Origin of the sequence: Pyxidicoccus fallax, assembly GCF_012933655.1 — a bacterium.
GTDB lineage: Bacteria > Myxococcota > Myxococcia > Myxococcales > Myxococcaceae > Myxococcus > Myxococcus fallax.
Genome location: NZ_JABBJJ010000039.1, coordinates 1 through 25,031 on the forward strand (window position 1 = coordinate 1; position 25,031 = coordinate 25,031).

Annotated in this window: 20 protein-coding genes and 1 pseudogene; 16 read left to right on the top strand and 5 right to left on the bottom strand. The window is 71.7% G+C overall.

Features of this window, described 5'->3' with window-relative positions:
* From HG543_RS11165 to HG543_RS11230, 14 genes and pseudogenes are all read left to right on the top strand, one after another.
* Positions 1–527: pseudogene (locus HG543_RS11165) on the top strand (hypothetical protein); the annotation flags it as partial.
* Positions 524–799, top strand: coding sequence for a LysM domain-containing protein (locus HG543_RS11170; protein ID WP_169344704.1), 276 nt, complete (start codon positions 524–526; stop codon positions 797–799). The pseudogene HG543_RS11165 and the gene HG543_RS11170, both read left to right, overlap by 4 nt.
* A 31-nt stretch (positions 800–830) precedes the next feature.
* Positions 831–1,979: a contractile injection system protein, VgrG/Pvc8 family gene (locus tag HG543_RS11175; protein WP_169344705.1), complete on the top strand. Its 1,149-nt coding sequence runs from the start codon at positions 831–833 to the stop codon at positions 1,977–1,979.
* A complete protein-coding gene (locus HG543_RS11180) occupies positions 1,976–2,659 on the top strand; it encodes a phage baseplate assembly protein V (protein WP_169344706.1) in 684 nt (227 codons plus the stop codon). The genes HG543_RS11175 and HG543_RS11180 overlap by 4 nt, the downstream gene beginning before the upstream one ends.
* A gap of 3 nt (positions 2,660–2,662) precedes the next feature.
* On the top strand, positions 2,663–3,136 hold the full coding sequence (locus tag HG543_RS11185) for a hypothetical protein (protein ID WP_169344707.1): 474 nt from the start codon (positions 2,663–2,665) through the stop codon (positions 3,134–3,136).
* Positions 3,137–3,152: 16 nt separating this feature from the next.
* Entirely contained in the window at positions 3,153–3,524 is a 372-nt protein-coding gene (locus HG543_RS11190) for a GPW/gp25 family protein (RefSeq protein WP_169344708.1), read from the top strand.
* Complete coding sequence (locus tag HG543_RS56765; protein WP_169344709.1) at positions 3,521–5,971, top strand: baseplate J/gp47 family protein; 2,451 nt, start codon at positions 3,521–3,523, stop codon at positions 5,969–5,971. The genes HG543_RS11190 and HG543_RS56765 overlap by 4 nt, the downstream gene beginning before the upstream one ends.
* On the top strand, positions 5,968–8,526 hold the full coding sequence (locus HG543_RS11200) for a baseplate J/gp47 family protein (RefSeq protein ID WP_169344710.1): 2,559 nt from the start codon (positions 5,968–5,970) through the stop codon (positions 8,524–8,526). The genes HG543_RS56765 and HG543_RS11200 overlap by 4 nt, the downstream gene beginning before the upstream one ends.
* Positions 8,516–11,905, top strand: a complete 3,390-nt coding sequence (locus tag HG543_RS11205; protein ID WP_169344711.1) for a hypothetical protein — start codon at positions 8,516–8,518, stop codon at positions 11,903–11,905. Before HG543_RS11200 ends, HG543_RS11205 begins: the two co-directional genes overlap by 11 nt.
* Before the next feature lie 31 nt (positions 11,906–11,936).
* The gene (locus tag HG543_RS11210; RefSeq protein WP_169344712.1) at positions 11,937–14,945 is read left to right on the top strand and encodes a DUF6519 domain-containing protein; all 3,009 of its coding nucleotides are present in this window, start codon (positions 11,937–11,939) and stop codon (positions 14,943–14,945) included.
* The gene (locus tag HG543_RS11215) at positions 14,942–15,844 is read left to right on the top strand and encodes a DUF6734 family protein (protein ID WP_169344713.1); all 903 of its coding nucleotides are present in this window, start codon (positions 14,942–14,944) and stop codon (positions 15,842–15,844) included. Before HG543_RS11210 ends, HG543_RS11215 begins: the two co-directional genes overlap by 4 nt.
* Before the next feature lie 15 nt (positions 15,845–15,859).
* Entirely contained in the window at positions 15,860–16,570 is a 711-nt protein-coding gene (locus HG543_RS11220; protein WP_169344714.1) for a hypothetical protein, read from the top strand.
* Between the two features lie 192 nt (positions 16,571–16,762).
* Complete coding sequence (locus HG543_RS11225; RefSeq protein ID WP_169344715.1) at positions 16,763–19,516, top strand: TonB-dependent receptor domain-containing protein; 2,754 nt, start codon at positions 16,763–16,765, stop codon at positions 19,514–19,516.
* Between the two features lie 2 nt (positions 19,517–19,518).
* Complete coding sequence (locus tag HG543_RS11230) at positions 19,519–20,826, top strand: hypothetical protein (protein WP_169344716.1); 1,308 nt, start codon at positions 19,519–19,521, stop codon at positions 20,824–20,826.
* A 10-nt stretch (positions 20,827–20,836) separates the two neighbouring features.
* Here HG543_RS11230 and HG543_RS11235 read toward each other — a convergent pair whose 3' ends face one another.
* Positions 20,837–21,508, bottom strand: a complete 672-nt coding sequence (locus tag HG543_RS11235; protein ID WP_246356920.1) for an abortive infection system antitoxin AbiGi family protein — start codon at positions 21,506–21,508, stop codon at positions 20,837–20,839.
* Between the two features lie 255 nt (positions 21,509–21,763).
* Here HG543_RS11235 and HG543_RS55175 point away from each other — a divergent pair, with 255 nt between their 5' ends.
* Positions 21,764–22,060, top strand: a complete 297-nt coding sequence (locus HG543_RS55175; RefSeq protein ID WP_169344718.1) for a metalloregulator ArsR/SmtB family transcription factor — start codon at positions 21,764–21,766, stop codon at positions 22,058–22,060.
* Positions 22,061–22,155: 95 nt separating this feature from the next.
* Positions 22,156–23,229, top strand: a complete 1,074-nt coding sequence (locus HG543_RS11245) for an alkene reductase (RefSeq protein ID WP_169344719.1) — start codon at positions 22,156–22,158, stop codon at positions 23,227–23,229.
* 13 nt (positions 23,230–23,242) lie between these two features.
* Here HG543_RS11245 and HG543_RS11250 read toward each other — a convergent pair whose 3' ends face one another.
* Genes HG543_RS11250 through HG543_RS11265 form a run of 4 tightly spaced genes read right to left on the bottom strand, consistent with a single transcriptional unit; the run spans position 23,243 to position 24,940 of the window.
* On the bottom strand, positions 23,243–23,731 hold the full coding sequence (locus HG543_RS11250) for a DUF1801 domain-containing protein (RefSeq protein WP_169344720.1): 489 nt from the start codon (positions 23,729–23,731) through the stop codon (positions 23,243–23,245).
* 14 nt (positions 23,732–23,745) lie between these two features.
* Positions 23,746–24,132, bottom strand: a complete 387-nt coding sequence (locus HG543_RS11255; RefSeq protein WP_169344721.1) for a DoxX family protein — start codon at positions 24,130–24,132, stop codon at positions 23,746–23,748.
* A 17-nt stretch (positions 24,133–24,149) separates the two neighbouring features.
* A complete protein-coding gene (locus HG543_RS11260) occupies positions 24,150–24,620 on the bottom strand; it encodes an SRPBCC family protein (RefSeq protein WP_169344722.1) in 471 nt (156 codons plus the stop codon).
* Entirely contained in the window at positions 24,617–24,940 is a 324-nt protein-coding gene (locus tag HG543_RS11265) for an ArsR/SmtB family transcription factor (RefSeq protein WP_169344723.1), read from the bottom strand. Before HG543_RS11265 ends, HG543_RS11260 begins: the two co-directional genes overlap by 4 nt.
* Between the last annotated feature and the right edge of the window lie 91 nt (positions 24,941–25,031).

Genomic DNA, 25,031 nt, shown 5'->3' on the forward strand with positions numbered 1-25,031 from the left:
GGCAGCAGCAGGTGGGGGACGCGGCGGGGGGCCGGCTGAAGGAGTCCTTCCAGCTCAACCTCCGCATGGACTTCGCGGACCGCGAGGAGGCGCGCGGGCGCGCGGGCCAGCAGAGCGACGCGGAGGCGGACGCGCTGGGCATCCTCCCGGAGCTGTGCGCCCTGGAGGAGCTGCTCTACCCGGCGCCGTCGGACACCAACGACAACTCGGACGGCAGCGAGCCCGTGGCGCCTCGCGGGCCGCGGCCGACGGTGCTGCTCGTGTGGGGCGTGGAGCGGGTGTTCCCCGTCAAGGTCACCGCCATGGCCATCAATGAGACGCTGCACAACCCGCAGCTCAACCCGGTGCGCGCCGAGGTCAACGTCAGCCTGGAGGTCGCCTCGGAGGCGGACGCGCGCGACAGCCAGGCCTTCAGCGACGCGCTCGACTTCGGCCACCGCCAGCGCCGCAGGCTGGCCCGGCGCTTCTATGACACGGCCGCGTCCCAGGGCACGCGCATCCCCGACCTGACGGGAGGTGGGCGATGATTGACAAGAAGTCCCGCTACGCGAAGGTGCCCGTCTTCGAGCTGGAGGGGCCGGACGGGCAGGAGCGCCACCTGCTGGAGCTGCGGGAGACGCCGTCCCCGGGTGGCTTCTTCTACGCCACGCCCGTGGAGGGCGAGCGGCTGGACCACCTGGCGCACCGCTACTACCGCGACCCGCTCAAGTTCTGGCGCATCTGCGATGCCTCCGAGCACCTGGACCCCTTCGACGTGGTGGTGCCCGGCGTGCCCGTGCTGATTCCACCGAACGACTGAACCCCTCTCCGTCCCCCAGGAGGCGCCCGGCGTGCCGGAAAGCAAGGTCAACATCGCCCTCGATGGCTCCCCGCTGGACGGCGGCGTGCTCGCACGCCTGTCGCGGGTGGAGGTGCGCGAGAGCGACGACGGGCCGACGGTGGCCATCCTCCGCTTCCGCGTCGCCCAGGAGGCGAGCGGCGAAATCTTCCCGCTCGACGGCGACTTCTTCCAGCCGGGCACCCGCGTGGCGGTGGACCTGGCCGCGCCCGGCGGCCTGACGACGCGGATGCTGGAGGGCTTCGTCACCCACCTGCGCCCGCACTTCGAGGGCATCGAGGCCAACTGCTACGTGGAAGTGCTGGCCATGGACGCGGTGGCCCTGCTCGACGCGGGCGAGCGCGTGGCCACCTACGAGGACGTCACCGACGCGGAGGCCGCCACCGCCGTGTTCGACCGCTACGGCCTGCGCGGCGAGGTGGCCGATACCCCGGCGCGACACCAGCTGGAGGGCCAGCTCCTCACCCAGCGCGAGTCCGACTGGCGCTTCCTGCGCAGGCTGGCGCGGCGCAACGGCTTCTGCTGCTACTTCGAGCCCGACGCCAACAACGCGGGCGAGGTCGTCGCCTACTTCCGCCCGCGCGCCCTCACGGACCCGCCCCAGGCGGACCTCACGATTCTGCGCGAGGGCGCGAATCTCAAGTGGATCGACTTCCAGCACACCATGACGGGCCCGGTGGGCGCGGTGGGCGCGGCCATCGACCCCCTCACCAAGCGGCTGGTCCGCACGGGCACCCGCGGCGCCGCGTCCCCCATGGGCTCGGAGGCCGCCATCGCCGCCGTGGAGAGCGGGCTGGGCGGCGCGGGCGCGGACGTGCTGCGCACCCTGTTGAGGGACCCGGTGCCCGCGGACACGGCCATCTCCCAGGAGGGCGTGTCCGCCAACGACGCGGCGGGCTTCATCCTGCAGGCGCGCGGAGAGCTGGACCCGGCGCTCTACCGGGGCCTGCTGCGCGCGCGCAGGCCGGTGCTCATCAAGGGCGTGGGCCGCAGGCTCGCGGGCTCCTGGTACGCGCGCTCCGTGCGGACCGTCATGGACGAGGGGGCGCTCACGCAGACGTTCGTCGCCGAGCGCAACGCGCTGGACCCGAGCGGCAGCGAGGACTTCGGTCAGGTCGCGGAGGAGGTGCAGGCGCAATGACGCTCGAGGAGCTTCACCGGGTGATGGAGGAGCGGGTCTTCAGCCGGTTCTACGGCAAGTACGAGGCCGTGGTGACGGACAACAACGACCCCCGGCAGCTCGGCCGCGTGCGCGCCCGGGTCCCCGCGGTGCTGGGCGAGCAGGTGCAGAGCGGCTGGGCCCTGCCGTGCGCCGTGTTCGGCGGCGGCAAGGACCGCGGCCTGTTCGTGGTTCCGGAGGTGGGTGACACCATCTGGATGGAGTTCGCGGGAGGCGACCCGAGCCGGCCCATCTGGACGGGCACGTTCTGGGGGGCCCCGGCGAGCACGGGCGGGCAGGACGACCTGGGCAAGGAGACCGGCACCGAGGTGCCCACGCACGAGGGCGAACCGGCCGGACCGGGGAAGCTGCTGCTGCGCACGCGCGCCGGGCACCGCATCTTCCTGGATGACGACGGCGAGCTCGCCATCCTCGCCAACGGCAACGACAAGACCGAGGTGCGCCTCACCCAGAACGGAGAGGTCATCATCAAGGCGGAGCGCATCAAGCTGGGGTCCGACGCCTCGGAGCCGCTGGTGCTGGGCAACGCCTTCAAGCAGCTCTTCAACCAGCACACGCACCCGACGGGCGTGGGCCCCTCCGGCCCGCCGACGCAGCCGCTGGGCTCCAACCACCTGTCGGAGCTCAGCTCCACCGAGTGAACCATGCCGCTCTCCCCGTCGACGCTCGCCAGCGCGCTGGAACAGCAGTGGCTCGCCACCGAGGGCGGCTCGCTGCCGGACTCGGCCATGCAGTCCGGGGACCGCTTCGCCGGTGCCGTCGCCTCGTGGTTCGGCATGGCGATGGCGGCGGGCTTCCCATGCTCCACCGCCTCCGTCCGGCGCTCCCAGCTCATGTCCGCGGCGGCGGCGGCGCTGCAGGCGAGGAATGCGCAGGTGGCGGGCCAGCAGCTCGGGCTCGCGGTGGCTTCGTACATGGCCGGTCAGCTCTTCGGCGCCGGCGTCGCGTCCTTTCCGGTGGCGGCCTCGGTCATGAGCATGGAGTTCGGCGCGGTGTTCGCGGACCTGGACCTGCCGGTCAGCGCGCGCGCCCAGCGGATGGCGGCGGCCTGCATGACCGCGGCGGTGTCCACGATGGTCGTCTTCCCACCCCCGATGCCCCCGGCGCCCGTGAGCTGAGCGAGGAGGAGCGAGAATGCCCGACCGGTTCTTCTATCAGCCCTTCCGCCTCGGCCGTCAGGGCGGCGTCGCGGTCACCGACGATGCGGAGCAGCACCTGCGCGACAAGGTGCTGGCCGTGCTGTTCACCTCGCCGGGCGAGCGCGTCAACAACCCCGACTTCGGCGTGGGCCTGAGCCGCACGCTCTTCGAGGGCATGGACGCGCTGCTGCTGGGCGCGCTGCGCTTCCGCATCATCCAGGGCCTGCGCAGGGATTTGGGCGACGAAATCGAAATCGAGGACCTGGACATCGAGGCCGGCCCCGCGCCGCACGGCGAGCTGTACCTGTTCCTGTCCTACCGGCGCCGCACCGAGCGGGTGGCTCGCAACCTGGAGATCCGCCTGTGAAGCCCTATCTCGACTGGCGCGGCGCCCGGCTCGAAGGGGCGGACTGGCAGGGCATCCATCACCTGAGCCTGGCGTTGGACCCGCTCCCCGGGGACGGCTCGCCCCGGGGGGCGACGCTGACGGTGCACCTGGAGAAGCCGGCCACGGGGCTCGCGTCGCACCACGTGCGGGTCTCCGGCGGCCATCGCGTCCGTGACCCGCGCTACGCGGTGACGTTCCCCGTGGACGGCTCGGGGAACCGGCTGCCGCAAGTCACCATCACCTTCGAGGTGATTGGCGACCACTCCGTCTACACCGTCAGCCTGCTGAGCGGCGGCACGTGGTCGCTGCACCCGTTCTTCGCCTCGGCGGACTTCGTGTTCCTGATGGAGTGCGAGACGGGCGACTGCCGGCCTCCGAGCGGCCAGGTGGCCCTCCCCGTCGCGCCAGCGCCGGTCATCGACCTCGTCACCAAGGACTACACCGGCTTCCTCACGCTGCTGGCCGACCGCATCCGCGTCACCAACCCGCACTGGGCCGACCTGTCGCCGGCCTCGTTCGAGCGCGTGCTGGTGGACCTGCTCGCCCACCACGGCGACATGCTGAGCTACTACCAGGACCGCGTGGCCAACGAGGGGTTCCTGGAGACGGCCACCCAGCGCTACTCGGTCTGGCAGCATGGCGTGCTGCTCGGGTACGCGCTGTTCGACGGCGTCGCCGCCACCACCGTCCTGGCCTTCCAGGTCTCGTCCTCCGGCCACGTGCCCGCCCGGCTCCGGGTGCGCATGGAGGAGCGGCCGGGCGAGGCGCCGGTGGCCTTCTCCGTGCGCGCGCGCACCCGGGTGGAGCCCGAGTGCAACCTGCTGGTGCCCGCGGCCTGGCCCGGCGCGCTCACCGCGCGAATCCCCGCCGGGGAGACGCGCATGCTCCTCTGGGGCCACGGCTACAAGCTGCGCGTGGGCCAGCGCATCGCCTTCGTCCAGGGCCCGTTCCACCAGCTCGTCACGCTGACCGAGGTCACCGAGAAGACGCAGCCGGGCTGGGTGGACGACCCGAACGACCCGCTCCTTCCCGCGGAGAAGCAGGTCACCGAGATTGCCTGGGGCGCCGCGGACCGGCTGGAGCGCGACCTGTATCCCTGGGAGTTCGAACAGCCCCTCGACGCCGCCGAGTTCGAGGCCCGGCGCCTGCGCATCCACGGGAACCTGGCGGAGGCCGTGCACGGCGAGCACCGCGTCGCCTGGCTGAACCCCACCAGCACGCCCCGCCGCCACGACGTGGTGATGCGCCTGGACGAGCAGGGCAGCACGGTGACGACGGTGACGCGGGGAGAGGACCCCGTGCGGCTGCTGCGGGCGCTCCGCGTGCCGGAGGGACCGGTCCTCTTCGACGAGGACGCGGAGGGCCAGCGCACGCTTGCGATGGACGTCACCATCGACGACCGTCCCTGGTACGCGCAGGAGCACCTCCACGGCTCCCGCTCGTATGACCGGCACTACGTGGCCACCACCTCCGAGGATGGGAGCGTGTGGCTCCACTTCGGCGACGGCGTGCGGGGCCACGAGGTGCGCGTGGACCCCGTCAACAACACGCCCCGCATCGTCCTGCGCTACCGGATTGGCGAGCCCATCGCGGGCAACTGCGCGCCGGGGACGCTGACGCGCGTCGTCCCGCCCGAGGACCCGACCAGCGACGAGGGCATCGACTTCGGCTCGCTGGGCTCGGTGCGGGCCACCAACGTGGTGCCCGGCAGCGGGGGGCGCGAGCCCGAGTCGCTCGACGCCGCCCGGCAGGCCATTCCCGCCTCGCTGCGCCGGGGCGAGCCTCAGCGCGCGGTGACGCTGCGCGACTACGCGGCCGTGGCCGAGCAGGTGCGGGGCGTCGCGCGGGCCACGGTGCGCGTCATCGGCGGCAGCTTCAACACGCTGCTGCTCCTCATCGACCCCGAGGGGCAGGAGGAGCTGGACCCGGCGCTGGAGCAGGCCGTGTTCGAGCGGCTGGACGGCCTGCGCATGGTGGGCCGCGAGCTGCGGGTGGCCGCGCCCATCTACGTGCCGCTCGACATCGAGCTGGCCATCTGCGCCGAGCCCGGCTGGCCACGCCACGAGGTGAGGGAGCGCGTCTACGCCGCCCTGCGCCCCGGTACGCGCGAGCGCCCCGGCTACTTCCACCCCGACCACCTGAGCTTCGCCGAGGCCGTGGAGCTGGGCGAGGTGCTGGCCCACGTGCAGAGCCTTCCGGGAGTCCGGTCGGTGAAGGCCTTCACCTTCCGCCCGCTGCGCTCGGCGCATGCGCCCAAGGTCGCGGCGCGCATCCGGCTGGACACCACCGAGGTGGCCCGGCTGGACGCGGACCCGTCCTATCCGGAGAACGGCCGCCTCGTCGTCCGGGTGGAGGGGCTGGACAGCCTGCTGGAGAGCCCCGCCTACAAGTACGCCATCGACGTTCCACCCAGTGAGGGAGCATGAGCCGCCCACCTCGCCCCTATCCGGCCGACCCGACGAAGCGCGAGCTCTTCTCGCCCGGCGGCCAGCTCACGTACCTGCCGCTGGCGTACGCGGACCTGCTGGAGCTCCAGCGCGCCCTGGCCGAGCAGGTGCCCCCGGGAGGAGAGGGCGACTTCACCGCCACCTCCTACGACTTGAGCGCGCTGGTGGGCCACGTGCTCGCGGCCTACCAGAACTTCTACGCGGGCGAGGTGTTCCTGCGCACGGCCCGCACGCCGCGCAGCCTCGTCAAGCACGCGCGGCGGCTGTCCTACGAGCCCGACCCGGGCCTGTCCGCCACGGGCTTCGTGCACCTCACCCTCGGCCCCGGCTTGTCCGGCACGGTGCAGAAGGACCTGCGGCTCGCCAGCACCCCGGTGGGCGAGACGAAGGCCCAGGACTTCGAGACCACCGAGAGCCGCGTCGTGGACGCGGCGTGGAACGAAATCCAGGTCTCCGGTGCCAATGCTCCCGCCTCGCTCCAGGCCAACGACACGGTGCTCACCCTGCGCGGCACCGGGCACGGGCTCCGGCGCGGCGAGCCCATGGCCTTCGTCGGCCCCAAGGGCTGGAGGGCGCTGGATGTGGTGGCCGTCGAGGAGGACCGCGACGCGGACCAGACCACCGTCACGCTGGCCGGAGGCATTGGCACGAGCGAGCCCGCGCTGCCCGCGTTCGACCCGGCTCACCCGCTCAGCGGGTATCAAGTGCTGGCCGGGCCCGCGCGGGAGCTGCGCCTCTTCGGCTGGGACGCGTCCCCGGTGACCTTCCCGCCCGACAGCATCCTTCCGGCCGGCGCCTACACGAAGCCGCAGAGTCCTCCCAGCGAGCCGCAGTACGGCTACGTGGTGGCGGGGACGACGCACCAGCCCGCGGACTGGTACCTGTCGCGCCCCCTCGAGGAGTCCGTCGCCGGTGACTTCCTGCTGTTCCCGGGGGGGAACGACGCTCCCTACGTCGCGCGCTTCGAGCCCGGCTCCCAGAAGGACGTCACGGTCACCTTCTTCAAGGCCTACGCCGACACGCAGGTCAATGGCGTGAAGACCACGCCGGGCGCCGGGGGCGTCCAGACGGTGACGCCCGTCACCGAGACGGTGGTCCGCGAGGTATGGCTGTCGGGCAGCGTGACGCGGCTGCGCGTCCAGGGCGCGGACGGGACGCACCGGCCTCGCTCGGAGCAGCGCATCCAGGGACGGTGGCTCACGGGCTGGCGCACCCGCGTCCCGCTCGTGGACCGGGTCCCCAGCGAGGTCGAGGTGCTGGAGGGCGCGGAGCTGTCCCTGGTGGGACGGCTGGCGGGGCTGGCGCCGGGCATGCTCGTGGCGCTGAGCACGCTGGATGGCTCGGTGGTGCAGGTGGTGGAGCTGGTCTCCGTCAACCTGCCGGCCGAGGACGCCTCCAACCCCGTCACCACCGTCACCTGGCAGGCGAGGACGTCGCCCACCGTCCGCGGCCACCGCTGGCGGCAAGGCGACCTCAAGGTGCTGGGCAACATCGTGCCCATCGTGCACGGCAAGACGGTGGAGCAGGTGCTGGGCGGCTCGGACGGCATCACCCCGTTCCTGCGCTTCACGCTCAAGGACGGGCCGCTGGGGCACCGACCGGGGCCCGGTGGCGGGGAGCCGGACCTGGAGGTGCGCGTGCACGGCGTGGCCTGGACGCGCGTGGATGACTTCGGCGCGAGCGGCCCCGAGGACCGGCACTACCGCCTGGAGCGCGACCAGGACCAGGTGACGTCCGTGCTCTTCGGCGACGGTGTCCGAGGCGCCATTCCTCCCGCGGACAAGAAGCACATCCACGCCACCTACCGCGTGGGGCTCGGCCGCGACGGCAACGTGCCCGCCGGGCGCGTCACGCGGGTGGTGAAGGCGCATCCGCTCGTCGCTCGCGCCGTCAACCCGGTGCCCGTGGCCGGCGGTACCCCTCCGTCCAGCCCGGAGTCCATCCGCGAGCAGGCCACGCGCCACATCCGCACCTTCGACCGGGCGGTGTCCGTGCAGGACCATGCGGACCTGGCCATGCTCTATCCCGGCGTGGCCCGCGCGTCCGCGCGCCAGCGCGACGCGGTGGTGGAGCTGGTGGTGGCCACCGCGGACGGGGAGGGCATCGCCGACAAGACGGGGCTGGCGTCGTTCCTGGCGGCGCGGCGGGACACCACGGTGCCCCTGCGCATCATCGACCCCATGCCGCTGGACGTGCACCTGGGCCTGTACCTGGAGACGGACCCGGCCTTCCTGCGCCGCAACGTCGAGGAGGCGATTCGCGCCGCGCTCATGGGGCGGGAGGCCGGCGCGACGCCGGGGTTCTTCACGCCGGAGGTGCGCTGGCTGGGACAGGCGGCGTCGCTGAGCGAGGTCTATGCGCGCCTCCAGGCGGTGCCCGGGGTGCAGTTCTGTCAAATCACCCACTTCGCCTTCGGCGCGCCGGGCCTGCTCGCCGTGCACGACGTGCTGCGTGTCAACTCGCACCAGTGGCTGCGCATGACGGCCAACCACCTCTACTTCACGCCGCCCTCGGGAGGCAGCCATGGCGTCTGAGCGCTGGCCCTATGACGAGAGCACGCGCGCGCTGATTGCCCAGCGCCTCTACGCGCTGCTGCCCGCGCTGTACCGCGTGCAGGACGAGCCCCCGCGCGGGCGCGAGGAGCTGCGCCGCTTCCTGGAGGTGCTGGCCGGGCCCCTGGCCGTCGTCCGGCAGAACATCGAGGAGCTGCACGTCGACCTCTTCATCGACACGGCGAGCGACGAGGCGCTGTCGCTGCTGGCGGACATGGTGGGGACGAGGCTCCTGTTCCCCAACGCGGACGCCAACCGCCGGGACGTGCGCGGCACCGTGGCGTGGCGCCGGCGCAAGGGCACGCCGGCCATGCTCCAGGAGATGGCCGAGGAACTCGCCGAGCAGCTCGTCGTCCTCATGGAGGGGTGGAAGCACGTGGCGGTGACACAGGACCTGGACCTGCTGCGCCCGGAGCGCGTCCTCCCGGACGTCCGCTCGCCGCTCCTGTCGGAGACGTCCACGGGCCCGCTGGACGCCACGCACCACGCGGTGGACGTGCGCGCCGTGTCGTGGACGACGGGCCGCTACCACCCGCGCCACGTCACCCACTGGCTCCACCCGACGCGCATGTTCCCCGTGGAGCGGGGCACCGCCGCCTATGTCGGCGACCATGGCGACCCCACCGCCTCCAACAACCCCGGCGGGATGGACCCGGACTGGCGCTATGCCGTCCATCCGCTGGGGCGCTCGCAGGCGCTGCGCGTGCGGCGCGCGAGCACGCGGGACGACATCCCCACCGACCGCGTGCCCCCCATGCACTTCGACGCCGCGCCCGGTGACTGGTTCGGCAAGGAGGGGCGCTTCGCCATCCGCGTCGCCGGGCTGCTGGCCGGAGTCGCCGAGCCCTCGACGGACGTCCGTGAGCCCCAGACGCTCCTGGCGCACCCCGCGGTGGCGGACGGCGCGGCCACCCTCCAGGTGCTCGAGCACGAGACGCAGCGCCTGACGACGCCCGTGGAGCTGGCGCTGTGCTCGGTGCCACTCACCGGCGCGCTGCTCCCCGACACGGCGGGCGCGAGCGTGCGCGCGGTGGTCCAGCTTCACGCGAGCGGGCCCGCCCACCCCATTCCGGGCGGGTCGCCTCCGGCGCTCGTGCCGGGGGCCGTCGTCATGCTGCGGCTCAAGCCCGTGGGCTCGCCGGGCGCCTACTTCCCGGGGGCCACCGTCCTCCTCACGGGCGGCACCGAGGAGGCGCGGCGGGCCCACCCCGTGCTCGGGATGCAGCGGTCCGGCTTCCTGCGCGGCGCGCTGGTGGTGAAGCTGCCCGCGGGCTGGGTGATGGGGGAGCGGTGGCTGTACGTGGGCGCGGATGGCAGCGTCGTGCAGGCGCAGACGCAGCCGCAGGGCCCCGTGAATGTGCCGCTCGTCTCCACCAGCGACGGGCCGCGGCTGGACTCGAACGCGGTGACGCACGTGGGCCCCGGGCCCGTGTGGCCGCCGCTGCCGCTGACCGCGGAGGTGGACCTGACGGACTGGTTGCCGCCGTCGCAGGGCAGCGGCCCCGTCATCCTGCACGGGGGCCGCGCGCTGCGTGAGGCCGCTGGCGTCACCCAGGGGGTGGCCAACACCACCGAGGTCTCCATGGTGTTCTCGGCGGGCTTCGTCGACGCCGGGGTGGTGCGCTACCGGCCCATGGTGCGGCTGCGGTGGACGGGGCCGGAGGCGGCGAGCGCGAGCTGGCGCGCGCTCGATGACGACGGCGCGGACGTGGGCACCGCGTCGGACGCGCGCCTGGCCGCGCTGGCCGCGTGGCGCGATGGCGACCGTCCTCCCCGTCTCCGTCTCGCGGTGCGGCTGGAGGCCAGCGCCGCCGGCGTCATCCTGCCGCCCTGCGAGGTGGCGTGGACGAACCGGGAAGGGGAGGCGCTGCTCATCCACCTGCCCGAGCTGACGACGGTCTCCGGCGGGGGCCCGGTCACCTGGAAGACGCAGGCCCCGTACACCGCGATGAGCGACGCGGTGGCCGTGGCGGTGGATGGGTCGACCTGGTGGGAGGCGGGAGGCAACGCGCGCATGGCGACGTCCGGCCCTCCTGGCCAGCCCTGCTACCGCGGCGTGGCGCCGCTCTCCCGGCCCGTCATGCACCTGCGGCGGCGGGTGCGCTGGCGCTCGCTGTGCCAGTGGAGCCGCGAGGCCGCGGCGGGCCTCAAGCACGCGGGGACGCGGACGGGCTTCCTCGACGTGGACGTGGGACACGGCCTCTTCGCCTTCGCGAACAGCGACGCGCCGCAGTTGATGCCGCTCGGGCCTCGCGGCGCGCCCCGGCCTCCCAACGTCACCGTGGACTACCAGGAGGGCTACACCGCCCACGTGGGCGCGCGGGCGACCACGCGCGAGCCCGAGCTCAACCTCCTGCAGGAGACGCCCACCCGCATCGTGTCCCGCGGTGGGACGCTGCGCCGGGGCGCGCCCACCTCGCTGGGGCTCGTGCCCTGCTACCGGAGCCTGACCGAGGCGCTGGCCGCCATCGCCATCGCCCCGGCCGAGAAGGAGGTCATCGAGTTCCAGGACAGCGCCACCTACCCGGACGAGGCGCCCGTGTGGCCCGCCGGCGTGAAGCAACTGACGTTGCAGGCCGCGGAGCGCTACCGGCCCGTCCTGCGCGTGAGCGGGTGGTCCGCGCAGAGCGGGACGGGGGGCGGACCGGCGCCCACCGACGCCTCCGGGACGATTGTCGGCGGCCCTCCCTATGACGTGCTCACCCTGCGGGGCCTCGTCTTCTCGGGGCCGGACGTGAAGCTGCCGCGCGCGTACCGGGTGGACGTGCAGTACTGCTCGGTGGCGGACGCGGGCGCGACACTGCGCTTCTCCGCGCCCGGGGAGCAGTTCGCCCGGGTGACGGTGATTCGCTCCATCCTCGCGGGCGTGCACCTGGTGGGCGTGGTGGACCTCATCCTCGTGGACTCCGTGGTGGACGCCGGAGCCGGCGTGCTCCCGCGCCCGGTGGCGATTCACGCGGCGGACGGCCGCCTCTTCGCGGACCGCGCCACGGTGACGGGCACCGTTCGGGTGCGCGAGCTGGAGGCGAGCGAGGTGCTGTTCACGGACGTCGTCGAGGTCACCGACCAGTTCCGCGGCTGCATCCGCTTCAGCAGCGTCCCCGAGGGCTGTGTCCTGCCCCGGCGCCATCAGGTGGTGCAGGGGAGGGCGGCGCGCTTCGTCAGCGTGAGCCGGGACGACCCGGCGCACGTGCGGCTGGCCGAGCACTGCGACGGGGCCATCCTGTCCGGCGCGGCGGACGGCTCGGAAATCGGTGTGTTCCAGGGGGTGCAGACGGCGCGGCGCCGGGAAGCGCTGCTGCGCCGGCTGGACGAGTTCACCCCCGCCGGTCTGGTGACCGGGGTCATTCGCGTGGATTGAGCGCCATCGCCACGACTGTCATGGAGACGAGATGAAGGGCGACTTTTCCAGAGGAATCCACCCGGACCGCCAGCGAGGCAGGTCCTACCGCCGCGTCCTCCTGCAACAGCGGCGGCTGCTGCTCGACAGCGACCTGGCGGCGATGGTGGACGCCGGGGACCAGCTCGCGCGCGACACCGTCACCGGGCTGAGCGGCGAGTCGGGCAGCCCGGACCTGGGCTTCCTCCTCACGCCGGGAAAGCTCCACGCCCTCTTCGACAGCCTGGCCGGCGTCCATGCCCAGGAGGGCGTCGACTACTACCGGGACCATGACCGGCGGTACCTGGGGCGCTTCCCGTCGCTGTGCGTGCGCAACACGGCCACGTCGGCCGGGCAGCTGAATGTTCCCCTCAAGGGCAAGCTGTCCTCCGGAGCGTACTCGCTGGTCCTCTGGACCTGGTCCGAGACGACGCTGAACATCGAGGTCTCCGGAGGCAACGCCAGCTTCGTCTCCGTCTCCATCCCGGCCTCGGAGGGCTTCGCGCGCGTCGTGGTGAACCTGACGGCGAGCAGTGCCCAGTCCGGCGAGCTGCTGCTCCGCCTGCCAGCGGGAACCCCCGCGTTCCGCGTGGGCCTCATCGAGGGGAACGAGAACTCCGGCCCCGCCCCCTACCTGTGGGCGGCGTATGGGCAGTACCACGTGCGCGGGCTGACGGTGGAGAACCCCGCGTACCAGGCCTGGCCCGGGGTGTCGTTCCCCGCGTCCGCCGGCTTCCCGGCCAGCGACGCGTGGTTCGAGAGCCTCGCGCCCAACACGCGCCTCGTGGCTTATCTGGAGGCCTGGGAGCGGGGCATCACCCATATCGAGGACCGCGGCGTGCGCGAGGAGGCGCTGGGCGGCGGGCAGGACACCACCGTGCGGACCCAGGCGGTGGGCCAGGTCAAGCTCGCTCCCATCGGAAGCCTGACGCCGGAGGACGTGCGCTTCGCCTTCCTGGGGGGCCCCCAGGCGACCGCCACCCTCGACGTGGACGTGCAGGAGGTGGAGCCCGAGGCGGACCCCTGCGCCCTGCCGATGACGGGCGGCTACACGGGCCGCGACAACCGGCTCTACTGGATGGAGGTTCACGAGGGCGGAGGGCTGGGCACCGCCGTCCTCAAGTGGTCCCGCGACAACGCCGCCGAGCTCTACGGGGTGACGCAGATTTCCGGCAGCACCGTCACCATGGCGCTGGGCTCGGACCTGCGGGACGGCGACCTCGTGGAGGTGCTGAGCGAGGTCATCGACCTGGGGGATGCCGCGCCCGCCTCCCTCGGCGCCGGGAAGCTCACCTTGTCGAGGCGGATGGTGGGCGTCCTCGCGAAGCTGGTGGCCCAGTCCTCGGACGAGCAGGGACAGGCCCGCTTCCGGCTGGTGTCGGTGAACAACCCCACGCAGGACGTCGTGCCGAACGACCCCCTGCGCTATGGCGCCGACGGCTCGCGCGTGAAGAAGGTGCGGCGCTGGCACGGCCTCATCCAGACCCAGGCGGCGGGCGGAGCCGACCCCCACAACCGCGTGGGCCTGGAGGACGGCCTCGCGGTCATCCTGCGGGGCACGTTCGAGGTGGGGACGTACTGGCAATACGAGGCCCGCCGCGGCGCGCAGAACGCGAACGGCGCCTGGCAGTCCGCGCCGCACGGGCCCGAGCGGTTCTGCGTCCCGCTGGCCGTGCTGCGCAAGCCCGCGACGGCGGCGCAGCCGGTGGTGCTGGAGGCCTGGCTGGACGAGCGCTACCCCCGGCTGGGCGAGCTGGACGCGGATGACATCCGCTTCGGGGACGAGCGCTCCTTCATCGGGGAGGCCACCGTCCAGGAGGCGCTCGAGGCGCTGCTCACGCGGGAGCCCGTCCAGACCGTGCTCCTGGACCGGCCGGGAGGCGGGGTGGACATCCCGATTCCGCAGGGGGCCGAAATCACGGCGGATCAGCTCGCCGACGGCCTCATCCTCACGGCCGCGCAGGGCTTCGGGCTGCGGCACGCGACCGACGCGAACTGCACCCTCACCCTGGAGCTGCCGCTGCCCTTCACGTCGGCGGACCAGGCGCTGTGGGGAACCGACCTCGTCGGCTATCAGCCCATCACGCTTCATGGAACCGTCAGCGCGGAAGGGAACCTCGCGCGCTGGAGGCCCACGGCGTCCTCCCAGAACTGGCTGTTGACGAAGTTCTCCGAGGTGCAGCGGCGGGATGATGCGTGGGAACTCTATGGAAGCCAGGGCTCCGGGCCGAGCTGGGGCTGGGAGAAGGGTCCCCAGGAGCAGCTCATCCAGCGGGGGACCTCCCAACCGCTCTTCACCGCCAATTTCGTGAGGGGCTTCTGGGCCATCAACCGGCAGTTCGCCGCCCATGAGACGGTGGTGCTGCGCTCCAAGTGGCTCAACGCGATGACCTCTCCCTCGACCATCGCATCGGGGCTCGTGTTCGACTGGCGCAACAGCTCCAACTTCTCGCTGGTGGTCTACGAGCACGCGCTCATGTACGTCCCGTCGGGGACGGGGTCCTACAACCCGAACTTCACCGCCCGGCTCCACGTGCATGACGTCCGGAACGGATACGTGCAGCCGCGCCACAGTCACACCATCGTCAGCAGATATGGGATGCCTCCCTCGGCTCCCCATCCGCTCACGCTGAGCTTCGGCCCGGACGGCATCTCGTTCGAGAACACGGGCGCCGAGGAGCCGGCCCTCAAGAGCGGGTCTGTTGACGTCAAGGCGAACCTAAAGGGCCAGCGCGTGGGGCTCTACACCTCGGTGCCCGCCGAGTTCTGGCGGCTGGAGAGCACGGGGCTCCAGGGCACGCAGCCGCTGCTCCCGGCCGTGCAGCGGCGGGGCGTCCGCGCGCGCCTGTCGCTCAAGCGTGACGGCGTGAGATGGCTGGGCCGCACCTCCTCCGAGGGCCTGCCGTTCCACAAGGACTACGAGACGTGGTTCTGGGTGCTGCCCAGCCCGGCCAGCCCCTACGGCTACGGCGGCGGCTTCGGCAGTGGCTTCAGCGGCATCGGCGCGGGGCTCATCAAATGAGGGCGGTCTGGTCCTTCTGGTCGAAGCCCTACTGGGGCGGGCGCGGGATTCCCTGGCTGTATGACCGGGCCCACTGGCTGTCGTGGATTCTGTCCGTCCAGACGGCGCGCAGGCACTACCCGGAGGTGGCGCTCGTCACGGACTCGCCGGGCCGCCGCGTGCTGGTGGAGCAGCTCGGGCTGGAGTTCTCCGAGGTCTCCACGGAGCTGGACGCGCTGGAGGCCGCGGACTCCCGCTGGTGGGCGCTGGGCAAGCTGCACGCCTACCGCGCGCAGCAAAAGCCCTTCGTCCACGTGGACGCGGACGTGTTCCTCTGGAAGCGGCTGCCGGACATCGTGGAGTACGCGCCCGTCTTCGCGCAGAGCCCGGAGCCCGTCTCCGGCAACAGCGTGTATCAAGCCGAGCGCATCCGCCGGGTGCTGGAGTCCCACGGCGGGCAGGTGCCGGGGGAGTGGCTCTGGTACCAGTCGCAGCTGTCCCAGATGGCGGCGTGCTGCGGCATCCTGGGCGGCAACGACGTCGCGTTCCTCCAGGACTACGCGAACCTGGCCATCGACGTGGTGAGCCACCCGCGCAACCAGCGGGGATGGGCGCGGGTGGAGGACCTGTCGAACCACAACGTGCTCGTCGAGCAGTACCTGCTGTGCGCGTGCGCGGAGTACCAGCGCGCCTGGGCGCACGCGCCCCACCGCGACGTGTACATCCAGTACCTCTTCCCGACGGGGGCGCCCGACAACGCGGAGGAGGTCGGCTACACGCACCTGGTCGCGGGCGCGAAGAAGCACCGGCAGACCATCGAGCGGCTGGAGGAGGTCGTTCGGAGGGATTACCCCGAGCTGTACCAGCGGTGCCTCGCGTACGAGCAGTCGCGGAGCGAGGGCACGGCGGGACCGAGCTGAGACGGAGGAGTCGCCATGGCGAACCTGAAGGTCAAGAACGAGAGCAACGCGGTGGTGGACATCAAGCTCCCCGACGACTCGGAGAAGGTGACGCTCACCGCGGGCGCCGAGGCCGACGTCGACGAGAAGTTCCTGCGCACGGACAGCTTCCGGGACTTGATGCTCGCGGGGAAGGTGTCGCTGGTGAAGACGCCGCTCGCCAACCTCACCGCGCAGCAGCAGGCGCTGGGCGAGTCGGTGTCCATCTGGCTGTTGAACCAGATTGGCGGCCCGGTGCTGAGCCGGTACCAGGCCATGAAGAGCGCCCGGGAGGCCCTGGCGCGCACGCGGCTGCGCTACAACGACCAGCACAAGGGCACCAAGGAGCTGCTCACCCAGGCCAAGGCCATGGGGCCCGCGGCGCAGAACCTGGCCGGGGCCGCCAAGCACTTCATCAACCTCACGGCCGAGCAGTCCGCGGTGTCGAAAATCCAGGCGGACATCACCGCCAAGCAGAACGAGGACCTGGCCGCGCTCGGCAAGAGCCTGGAGACCTGGTACGCCGAGCGGCGGGTGCTGGAGGAGAAGCTGAAGGCCGCGCAGGCCGCCCTGGAGGTCGCGCAGGCCGAGCATGCGGCGCGCTTCGAGGCGCTGGTGACGGCCCTGGACCAGGCGGCCACGGCCATGGTGGCGGCCAACCCCGCGACGGACATCGGGGCGGAGATTCCCGCGCACGCCGCGCCCTGAGCGTCCGGCTCCCGGAGGGTTGCGCCCTCCGCGCCATGTCGCGCACCTCGCACCCCACCCACCATGGGGGCTGGACAGTTGCGCTCGCGCATGCAGGTCCGGGCCTTCGGAGGGCCCGCCCTGGCGTGGTGGCAGAGTTTCTCGTTTCACAACCCTCCGAACCGGGTGACTTCGTATCTCCAAGAAACCCGTATGAAGCCTTCCCCCCTCCTCGCAGTCCTGGTGCTCGCACTCTCCGTCCTGCCGGGGAGCGCAGGGGCCCAGGTTCCCCCCACCGCCACCAGCGAGCCCCGCGCGGTGGAGGTGGACGTGCAGGCCTCCGACGGTGGCACCGCCGTCTCGTCCGATGACGCCTCGCGCCTGGGCATGGACGCGGATGGCGGCGCGGTGTGGCTGCGGCCCCCCTCGCTGGTGGCGGACGCCCCCGCCGCGTGGCCCGAGGGCCTGCTGGGCACCGCGTCCGAGGTGAAGCTCGAGCTGCTCGTGGACGAGCACGGCGCCGTCGCCGAGGTGAAGGTGGTGGAGCCTTCCGTCTACGCGCCCCTCGATGAGGCCGCGCTGAAGGCCGCGCCGGGCCTGCGCTTCTCCCCCGCGCTGCTGAAGGGCAAGCCGGTGGGAGTGCGCATCCACTACGTCTACCGTTTCGAGCCTCCCGCCGCGCAGCAGACCTCGCTCGCCCACATCCGCGGCGAGGTGCGCGCCCGGGGCACGCGCCGCGCCCTGCAGGACGCCGCCCTCTTCGTCGACGGCAGCCAGGAGCCGTCCTCCCTGGTGGACGACAGGGGCCGCTTCGACCTGGAGGTCCCCGCCGGCACCCACCGCATCCTCGTGCGCGCCCCGGGCCACGCGCCCTTCACCTTCGAGGAGACGGTGGTGCCCGGGCAGACGCTGGAGGTCGTCTACCGGCTCCAGCCCGGCGTGGTGAATCCCTACGAGACGGTGGTGCGCGACGACCGGCCGCGCACCGAGGTGACGCGCATCACCCTGCACGAGCAGGAGCTGCGCGAGGTGCCCGGCACGCAGGGCGACCCGTTCCGCGTCGTCATGCTGATGCCCGGCGTGGCCAGCGTGGCCTCTGGCCTGGGCTACCCCGTGGTGCGCGGCGGCCAGCCCGCGGCCACCGGGTACTTCCTCGACGGCGTGCGCGTCCCCATGCTGTACCACCTGCTGCTCGGGCCCGCGGTCATCCACCCGGACTTCATCGACACCATCGACTTCTATCCGGGCTCGCCGCCGGTGCAGTACGGGCGCGTGCTGGGCGGCGCGGTGGAGGGACGGCTGTCGCGGCCCCGCGATGACCGGCTCCACGCCACCGTCTACGCGGACCTCATCAACGCCGGTGGCTTCATCGAATACCCGTTCGAGAGCACGGGCACCTCCGTCACCGTGGCCGGCCGCTACAGCTACACCGGGCTGCTCATCCCGCTGGCGTACGCCATCCTCAACGACGAGGAGGAGAACCCCCTCCACGCCGGCTTCTGGGACTACCAGCTCCGCGTGGAGCAGAAGCTCGGCGAGGGCCGGCTGCGCCTGTTCGCGCTGGGCAGCTCGGACTCCGCGGGCGAGGACTCCGGCAACTACGAGGGTGGCCTGGGCGGCACCCTCATCTCGCGCTTCCACCGCGTGGACCTGCGCGGCACGCACCCCTTGGCGGGCGGCGAGGGCGAGCTGGGCCTCACCGTGGGCCTGGACGAGATTGGCCTCCAGGGACAGCGGACGCTGGAGCCGCGGCCGGGGCAGGGGCTGGAGCAGGTCAACTCGGGCGAGTACGCGACGGACCAGCTCACCTTCTCCGCCCGCGCGGGCTGGAAGCGGCGCCTGTCGGACGCGCTGGAGGTGCAGGTGGGCGGCGACGTGGAGCACCGGCGCGTGGCCACCGCCATCAACGGCTCCGCGCGGCCCCCGGGCTGGCGGCCCTCGGACGAGGCACACCCGCTGAAGCAGCCCTCCGCGCTGGGCACCTTCGCCGGCGCGTTCGCCGCGGTGACGTGGCGGCCGTCGGAGAAGTGGGTGGTGCTGCCCGGGGCGCGCGTGGACTCGTACCACCTGGTGCCCGGCATCCAGCACGTCGTGGTGGAGCCGCGGCTCAGCGTGCGCCACACCCTCACGAAGGCGCTCACCCTCAAGGGGGGCGCCGGCCTCTTCCACCAGCCGCCCACGGTGCTGCTGCACCTGCCGGCCCTGGACGTCTCCGGACTTCGCTACGGCCTGCAGGAGGGCATGCAGTTCGACGTGGGCGCCGAGTGGAAGGCCGCAGAGGGGCTGGAGCTGAGCGCGGACGCCTTCTACAACCCGCTGGCGCGCACGGTGGAGTTCGACGTGAAGCAGGTGCTGGAGAACCGGCAGCGCCGGGGAATCCTCCGAGGGGACCCGACGGCGAGCGGCTACGCGTACGGCGTGGACCTGATGGCGCGTCACCCGCTGGGCGACAACTGGTTCGGCTGGGTCACCTACAGCTTCCTGCAGAGCAAGCGGCGCAAGCAGTTCGCCCGCTACAACGACGACACGTCCGTGCGGGAGATGGCCGAGGCGGACCTGCCCTTCGCCTTCGAGCAGGCGCACGTCTTCAACGCCGCCCTCAGCTACAAGCTGCGCAACAACTGGACGCTGGGCACGGTGCTGCACTTCAACACCGGCCGCCCGGAGTCCGGTGAAATCTCCTCGGTGACGCAGCGGGAATCGATGCAGGGCAACCAGTTCGTGTGGGTGCGCGAGGACGCGGACCGGGTGGGCCGGCTGCGCCCCTTCTTCCGCGTGGACGCCCGCGTCGCGAAGTCCTGGTCCACCGACGACTTCACCCTGGAGGCGTCCCTCGACATCCTCAACCTGTCGCTCCAGCAGGAGGTGTACGCCTACGAGTACACGCGGCGCGCCGGCAAGCTGCGGCGCGAGCCGGTGGGTATTCCCGTCATCGTCCCGCTGCTCGGCCTGAAGGGGAGCTACTGAAGATGCGCCATCCACTGCACGCCCTGGGACTCTTCGCCGTGCTCGCCACCGGGTGCGACCGGCTGCAGGACGACCCCATCTTCGCCTACGGCCGTGCCGAGCATCCCGATGGCGCGCCGATGGCGGGCGTCACGCTGCACTACGACCGCGCGAGAATCGTGGAGCCGCCCACCAACGGCGGGCCGCCCGTGCCCTGGGCGCCGCCGCAGTTCACTCCCTACGGGACGGCCACGACGGAGGCCACCGGGGATTTCTTCCTGGAGATGCGCTACGGCGACGTGCACGCGCCGGACCCCAACGCGCCCATCCCCGGGGTGACGCAGGATTACCGCTTCCGCGTGTCGCTGCTGCGGGAGGATGGCGCGGGCGTCTTCGCCTCCTTCACCTTCAGGGATGACGTGGAACTGCCGACGCTGCGCCCGTGGGACTCGCGGCTGCGTCTGGAGCCGGGCCTCGCGGGGCACGTCGTGTCCTTCGAGCCCGCGCCGCCCGTGCCCCAGGTCCCCGTCACCGGCGAGGAATTGACCATCACCACGCCGGAGGGCGAGGAGGTCCCCCAGAAGCCGACGACGCCCGAGGTGGTGCTCCAGGTCTTCAGCGGCGACCAGATGGCGTTCCGCTGGTGGGGCGCTACCTCCCCATGGACGGCGAGCCCCTACGTGCTGGAGGACTTCGCCAGCCCCGAATTGCGGCTGCGGGCGATGTCACTGGGCGTCTGGTACTTCTACCCGCTGGGGGCCAAGCACTCGAACCTCGTGTTCCGCCAGGAGTGGCGCACGCCGCCCCTTTCGCTGCCGGCCGGCGACCTCCGTCCAGTCAGCCGGGGCGTGGCGTGCAGCCCCACGCCCAAGGAGGGCACCTGCCCGTGGACGGACGGGCGCCTGGAGCAGGTGGCCGTCTCGTGGTCCGCCCGCGAGAGTCGATGGCTGACCCTCACGCTGCCGGAAGCCCGGGTGCTCCGCCACGCCGTGGTGCGTGGCATGAGCGGCGGTTTGGGCGGGGGCTTCCGCCTGGAGGGGAGTCTGGATGGCGAGCAGTGGTCGGTGCTGGCCAGCTCGCGCTTCCTGCTGTCCGACTCGAACCTCGGCAACCAGGTGGGAGGCGACCTCGGCTTCGAGGAGGCGACCCGGTGGGACAGCCCCTTCGATGGTTCGCTCTACAAGCGGGACGAGGCCCACTTCGGTGAGGCGGCCCTGACGGACGTGGGCCCGGTGCGCTACGTGCGCATCACCGGGGTGGACTTCGCCAACAACAACAATGGGGCCTTCCGGGGCTTCGCCCGGCTGGCCGAGGTGTCGCTGTTCGAGTAGCGCGGGATGCCTACGCGGTGCGCAGGCGCGCCGAGTCCTCGGCGTGCTTCGCCAGCGCGCGGGCAATCTGGTCCGCCGTCCACAGCGGGTCCAGGCAGGGGCAGAAGTAGCCCGGGCCAGCCTTCTCCTTCACGGCCCACTCGAAGAAGCCGCGCGCGGTGGGGTGCAGCTCCTCGGGGAGGAAGAGGGCGGCGACGTCGTACTCCGTGAAGCGCAACAGGCCCGGCACGCGCCACTCGCGCTCCCAGTCGAAGCGGTAGCTGTAGGGCGCGTTGTGGGTGTCACCCTGGATGTCCACGAAGGGCGTCATGGACCAGATGGGCTCGCGCTGCGGGTCCTTCGCCGCGAGCGCCTGCTGCACCTGGTGCTTCAGCGCGACGTGCGCGGGCGAGCCGTACTGGACGTACCAGACGGGCCCGCCGCCCTGGGACAGGATGTAGCTCTTGCTGAAGGCGATGCCGTACAGGCTGCGGCGCTGGACGAGCCGGCCGAGCTGGTCCAGCGGAATCTCGCTGAAGCACACCGAGCGGTGGCGCTCCGCGACGGCCGGCTCCTTCCGGGAGATGCCGAAGCCCTCCGCCCCGGGGATGAGCGTTCGCGAGCCGAGGATGCTCATCATGTTCTGGTAGGAGTCGTGGTAGGGCGGTCCCGGCTTCGTGAAGTGCACCACGAAGTCGGACATGTCGCGCCACTGTGGATTCGTTTGGTAACCCAGCATCGTCCCTACCCCGCCGGTAATGTCCCGGACGTGCGGGTGGGTTGCAACCCGACCTGCCGGTGACCTCCGGCGCCCGGCCGGTGCGGTTCCAGGAGGGCGGGCGCTCCCATGCGGGGCGGCCGGGCAGGCACGTGGGACGAAGAGGCGCCTGAAAACAGCGACTTCGCGCGGGCCGCCGTCGCGTTGCGGCTGCTGGGGCCCCCTGGTTAGGGTTGGTTCGTGGCGACTCCTGCTCCCCCCCTCCGCGACCTGGCCTGCGCCGAGCACCGGGCCAAGGTCTTCAAGGCGCTCGCGGACCCGTGCCGCATCCGCATCGTGGAGCTGCTGGCGAAGCAGGGGGATTTGTGCGGCAAGGAGCTGGCGGACACCCTGGGCGTGAGTGATGCCCTCCTGTCCCACCACGGCAAGGTGCTGGAAGCGGCCGGCATCATCTCCAAGCGCAAGGAGGGCCAGCACGCCTACTGCGTCCTCAACCGCGACCTGCTCTCCGAGGCCTTCAGCGGCCTCGTGGACTGAGGCCCCGGGACGACGTTCAAACATTCATTTGATTGTTTGAACGCGGGTCATTACCTGGATGCGCCATCGACGCGATTTCCACGCGGAGGCGTTTCATGTCGCAGCAGCCCCTGTTCACGCCGTTCACGATTGGCTCCCTGAAGCTCCCGCAGCGCATCGTCATGGCGCCCATGACGCGCAACCGCGCGGGGCCGGAGCAGGTGCCCACGCCGCTGATGGCGGAGTACTACGCGCAGCGGGCCTCCGCGGGCCTCATCATCACCGAGGCGACGCAGGCGTCGCTCCAGGGCTACGGCTATCCCAACACGCCGGGCATCCACACGGACGCGCAGGTGGAGGGCTGGCGCCGCGTCACCGACGCCGTGCACGCGCGCGGCGGGCGCATCTACGTGCAGATGTGGCACGTGGGGCGTATCTCGCATCCGGTGATGCAGCCGGGTGGGGCGCTGCCGGTGGCGCCGTCGGCCATCGCCGCGGAAGGGACGTTGTTCACCACGGAGGGGCCGAAGGCCTTCGTGACGCCGCGCGCGCTGGAGCTGGCGGAGATTCCAGGCATCGTGCGGGAGTTCGCGGAAGGGGCGCGGCGGGCGAAGGAGGCGGGCTTCGACGGCGTGGAGGTGCACGGCGCCAACGGCTACCTGCTGGACCAGTTCCTGCGCGACGGCTCCAACCACCGCACGGACGCGTACGGCGGCACCGTGGAGAAGCGCGCGCGGCTGCTGCTGGAGGTGACGGAGGCCGTGGCCGGAGTGCTGGGCGCGGACCGGGTGGGCGTGCGGCTGTCGCCGACGAACCCGTTCAACAGCATGTCGGACTCGGACCCGGAGAAGACGTTCGGCTACGCGGCCGGCGAGCTGAGCAGGCTGGGTCTGGCCTTCCTCCACGTCATGGCGCCGGTGGCGGACCCGCGGACGCCCACGCTGCTGCCCCTGATTCGCGAGCGCTTCCGCGGGCCGCTGATGACCAATGGTGGCCACACGCTCCAGAGCGCCAACGCCGTCATCTCGGACGGGCTGGCGGACCTGGTGGCCTTCGGCGTGCCCTTCCTGGCCAACCCGGACCTGCCCGAGCGGCTGCGTCAGGGCGCTCCGCTCAACACGCCGGACAAGGCCACGTTCTACGGCGGCGACGCGCGTGGCTACACGGACTACCCGGCGCTGACGGCGTGAGGCGTGCTGTTGGTCACGAGACCACGCCCGGGAGCGCGGCGGCCTGACGGATCCACGAGGTGAATTGCGCCTCGTCGAACTTCCCCTCGTGGATGTCGTAGTAGCGGACGTCCTTCATCCTGGACGCGCCGGGGGGACGCGGCTCGAGCGACGCGCCCCGGAAGAAGGTCACCTTGACGTACTTGTCGAAGCAGTGGAACGCGGTGAAGTAGCCCTCCTCGCCGACGCCGAAGAACGGCGTGTTCCACTTCACCGCCTTCCGCACGCCCGGGACGGTGCGGACGATGATGGCGTCGATTCGGCGGCCGATGTCGCGCTTCCACTCGGGCATCGCTTCGATGAAGGCCTGCACCGGCGCGTCGCCCTCGCCCTTCGGAATCTGGGGGTTGCCTCCGGACAGGAGCTTCGGCTTCGCGGCGCGCGGAGCGCCGCTGCTGGCGGTTCGAGACCGTCCCGACTTCGTGGCGGTCTTCCGTGGCTTCGAGGGCGACTTCGCGGGCATCGTCCTTCACTCCGTCACGCGGCGGCGGACACCACCGGCTTGAGTACGTAGCGGCCGTACGCCACGAAGGTGACCATGACCCCCATCACGAGCGCCCAGAGCATCGGGTTCTCGGGCGTCATCTTCGTTGAATGACGCGCGTACAGCGCGGCGAGCGCGAAGGTCTCGAACGCGAGCACCGCGGCCGCGTGCGCGGTGAGATGGGGCATCCACTTCAGCGCCGCCGGAACAATCAGCAGCACGCCACCGGCCATCTCGAGGATGCCGAGCGCCCGCCATGCTCCGTGGGGGACCTCGCTGAACTGGCTCGCGAGCTGCTGGAAGGAGAACGCCTTGTACGCCCCGCCCGAGAGGAACAGCAGCGCGAGGACGGCCTGAAAACCCCAGAAGACGATGTTCATATGTGGTGGCTCGGTGACTAGGCCTTGAGGGCCGGGTTGTCGCTGACGGGGGAGGGAAGTGCGGCGCCGCCCGACGCCTTCTCGAGCGTCTTGGCGAGCTTTCCGTGCATCATCTTCCAGCCGAACTCGGCGCCGTGGAACGCCTGGTCCTCCTTGAAGCCGGAGTGCTCGAAGAGCACGCGCGTCCCATCGCCATCGGCCTCGATGCGATAGCGGACGCGCGTGTCCAGCCAGCCATCGCCAACGACCCACGTGAACTCGAGCTCGGACGGAGGAGCGCACCGGAGCACCTCACAGTGCACGGTGAGTCCATCGAATTTGGCCCGAGGGTCCGGAGGCACGCGGAACGTGAAGCGATGCCCGACGCGCGGCTCGAAGTCGTTCGGGTACATCCAGTCGGCGAGCGCTTCACTGGTCGCGAGCGCGCGCCACACGGCGGCGGGTGACTGGGGAAACTTCAGCTCCCGTCGGATGGTCTTCGTCGTCATTGCTCGGTGCTCTTTTCGAGGTGCCGCCGTAGGCGGGCGAAGTTGTCGTCCCAGAACCGCTCGTAGTGAGCGATCCAGTCGCGCACCGGCTCCAGTCGCTCCGGCACGAGGCGGTACCGCCGTTCCCTGCCGTGCCGTTGCTCGGTGACGAGGCCCGCATCGAGCAGCACGCGCAGGTGCTGGGACACCGCCGGGCGGCTCATCTCGAAGTTCTCGGCAATCGCATTCACCGGGCGGTCGCCGTCGACCAGCAGGTCGAGCATGCGGCGCCGCGCCGGATGGCTGATGGCTCCGAATACCCCTGGCTCCGTGTGCATCATCGCCGCGGATAATGCGTAAGGAGATGCTTACATGTCAAGGGATGTTGAAGAAAGCCGGTAGCCTCCCGTCGTGGGTGTCGCGCTGGATGAA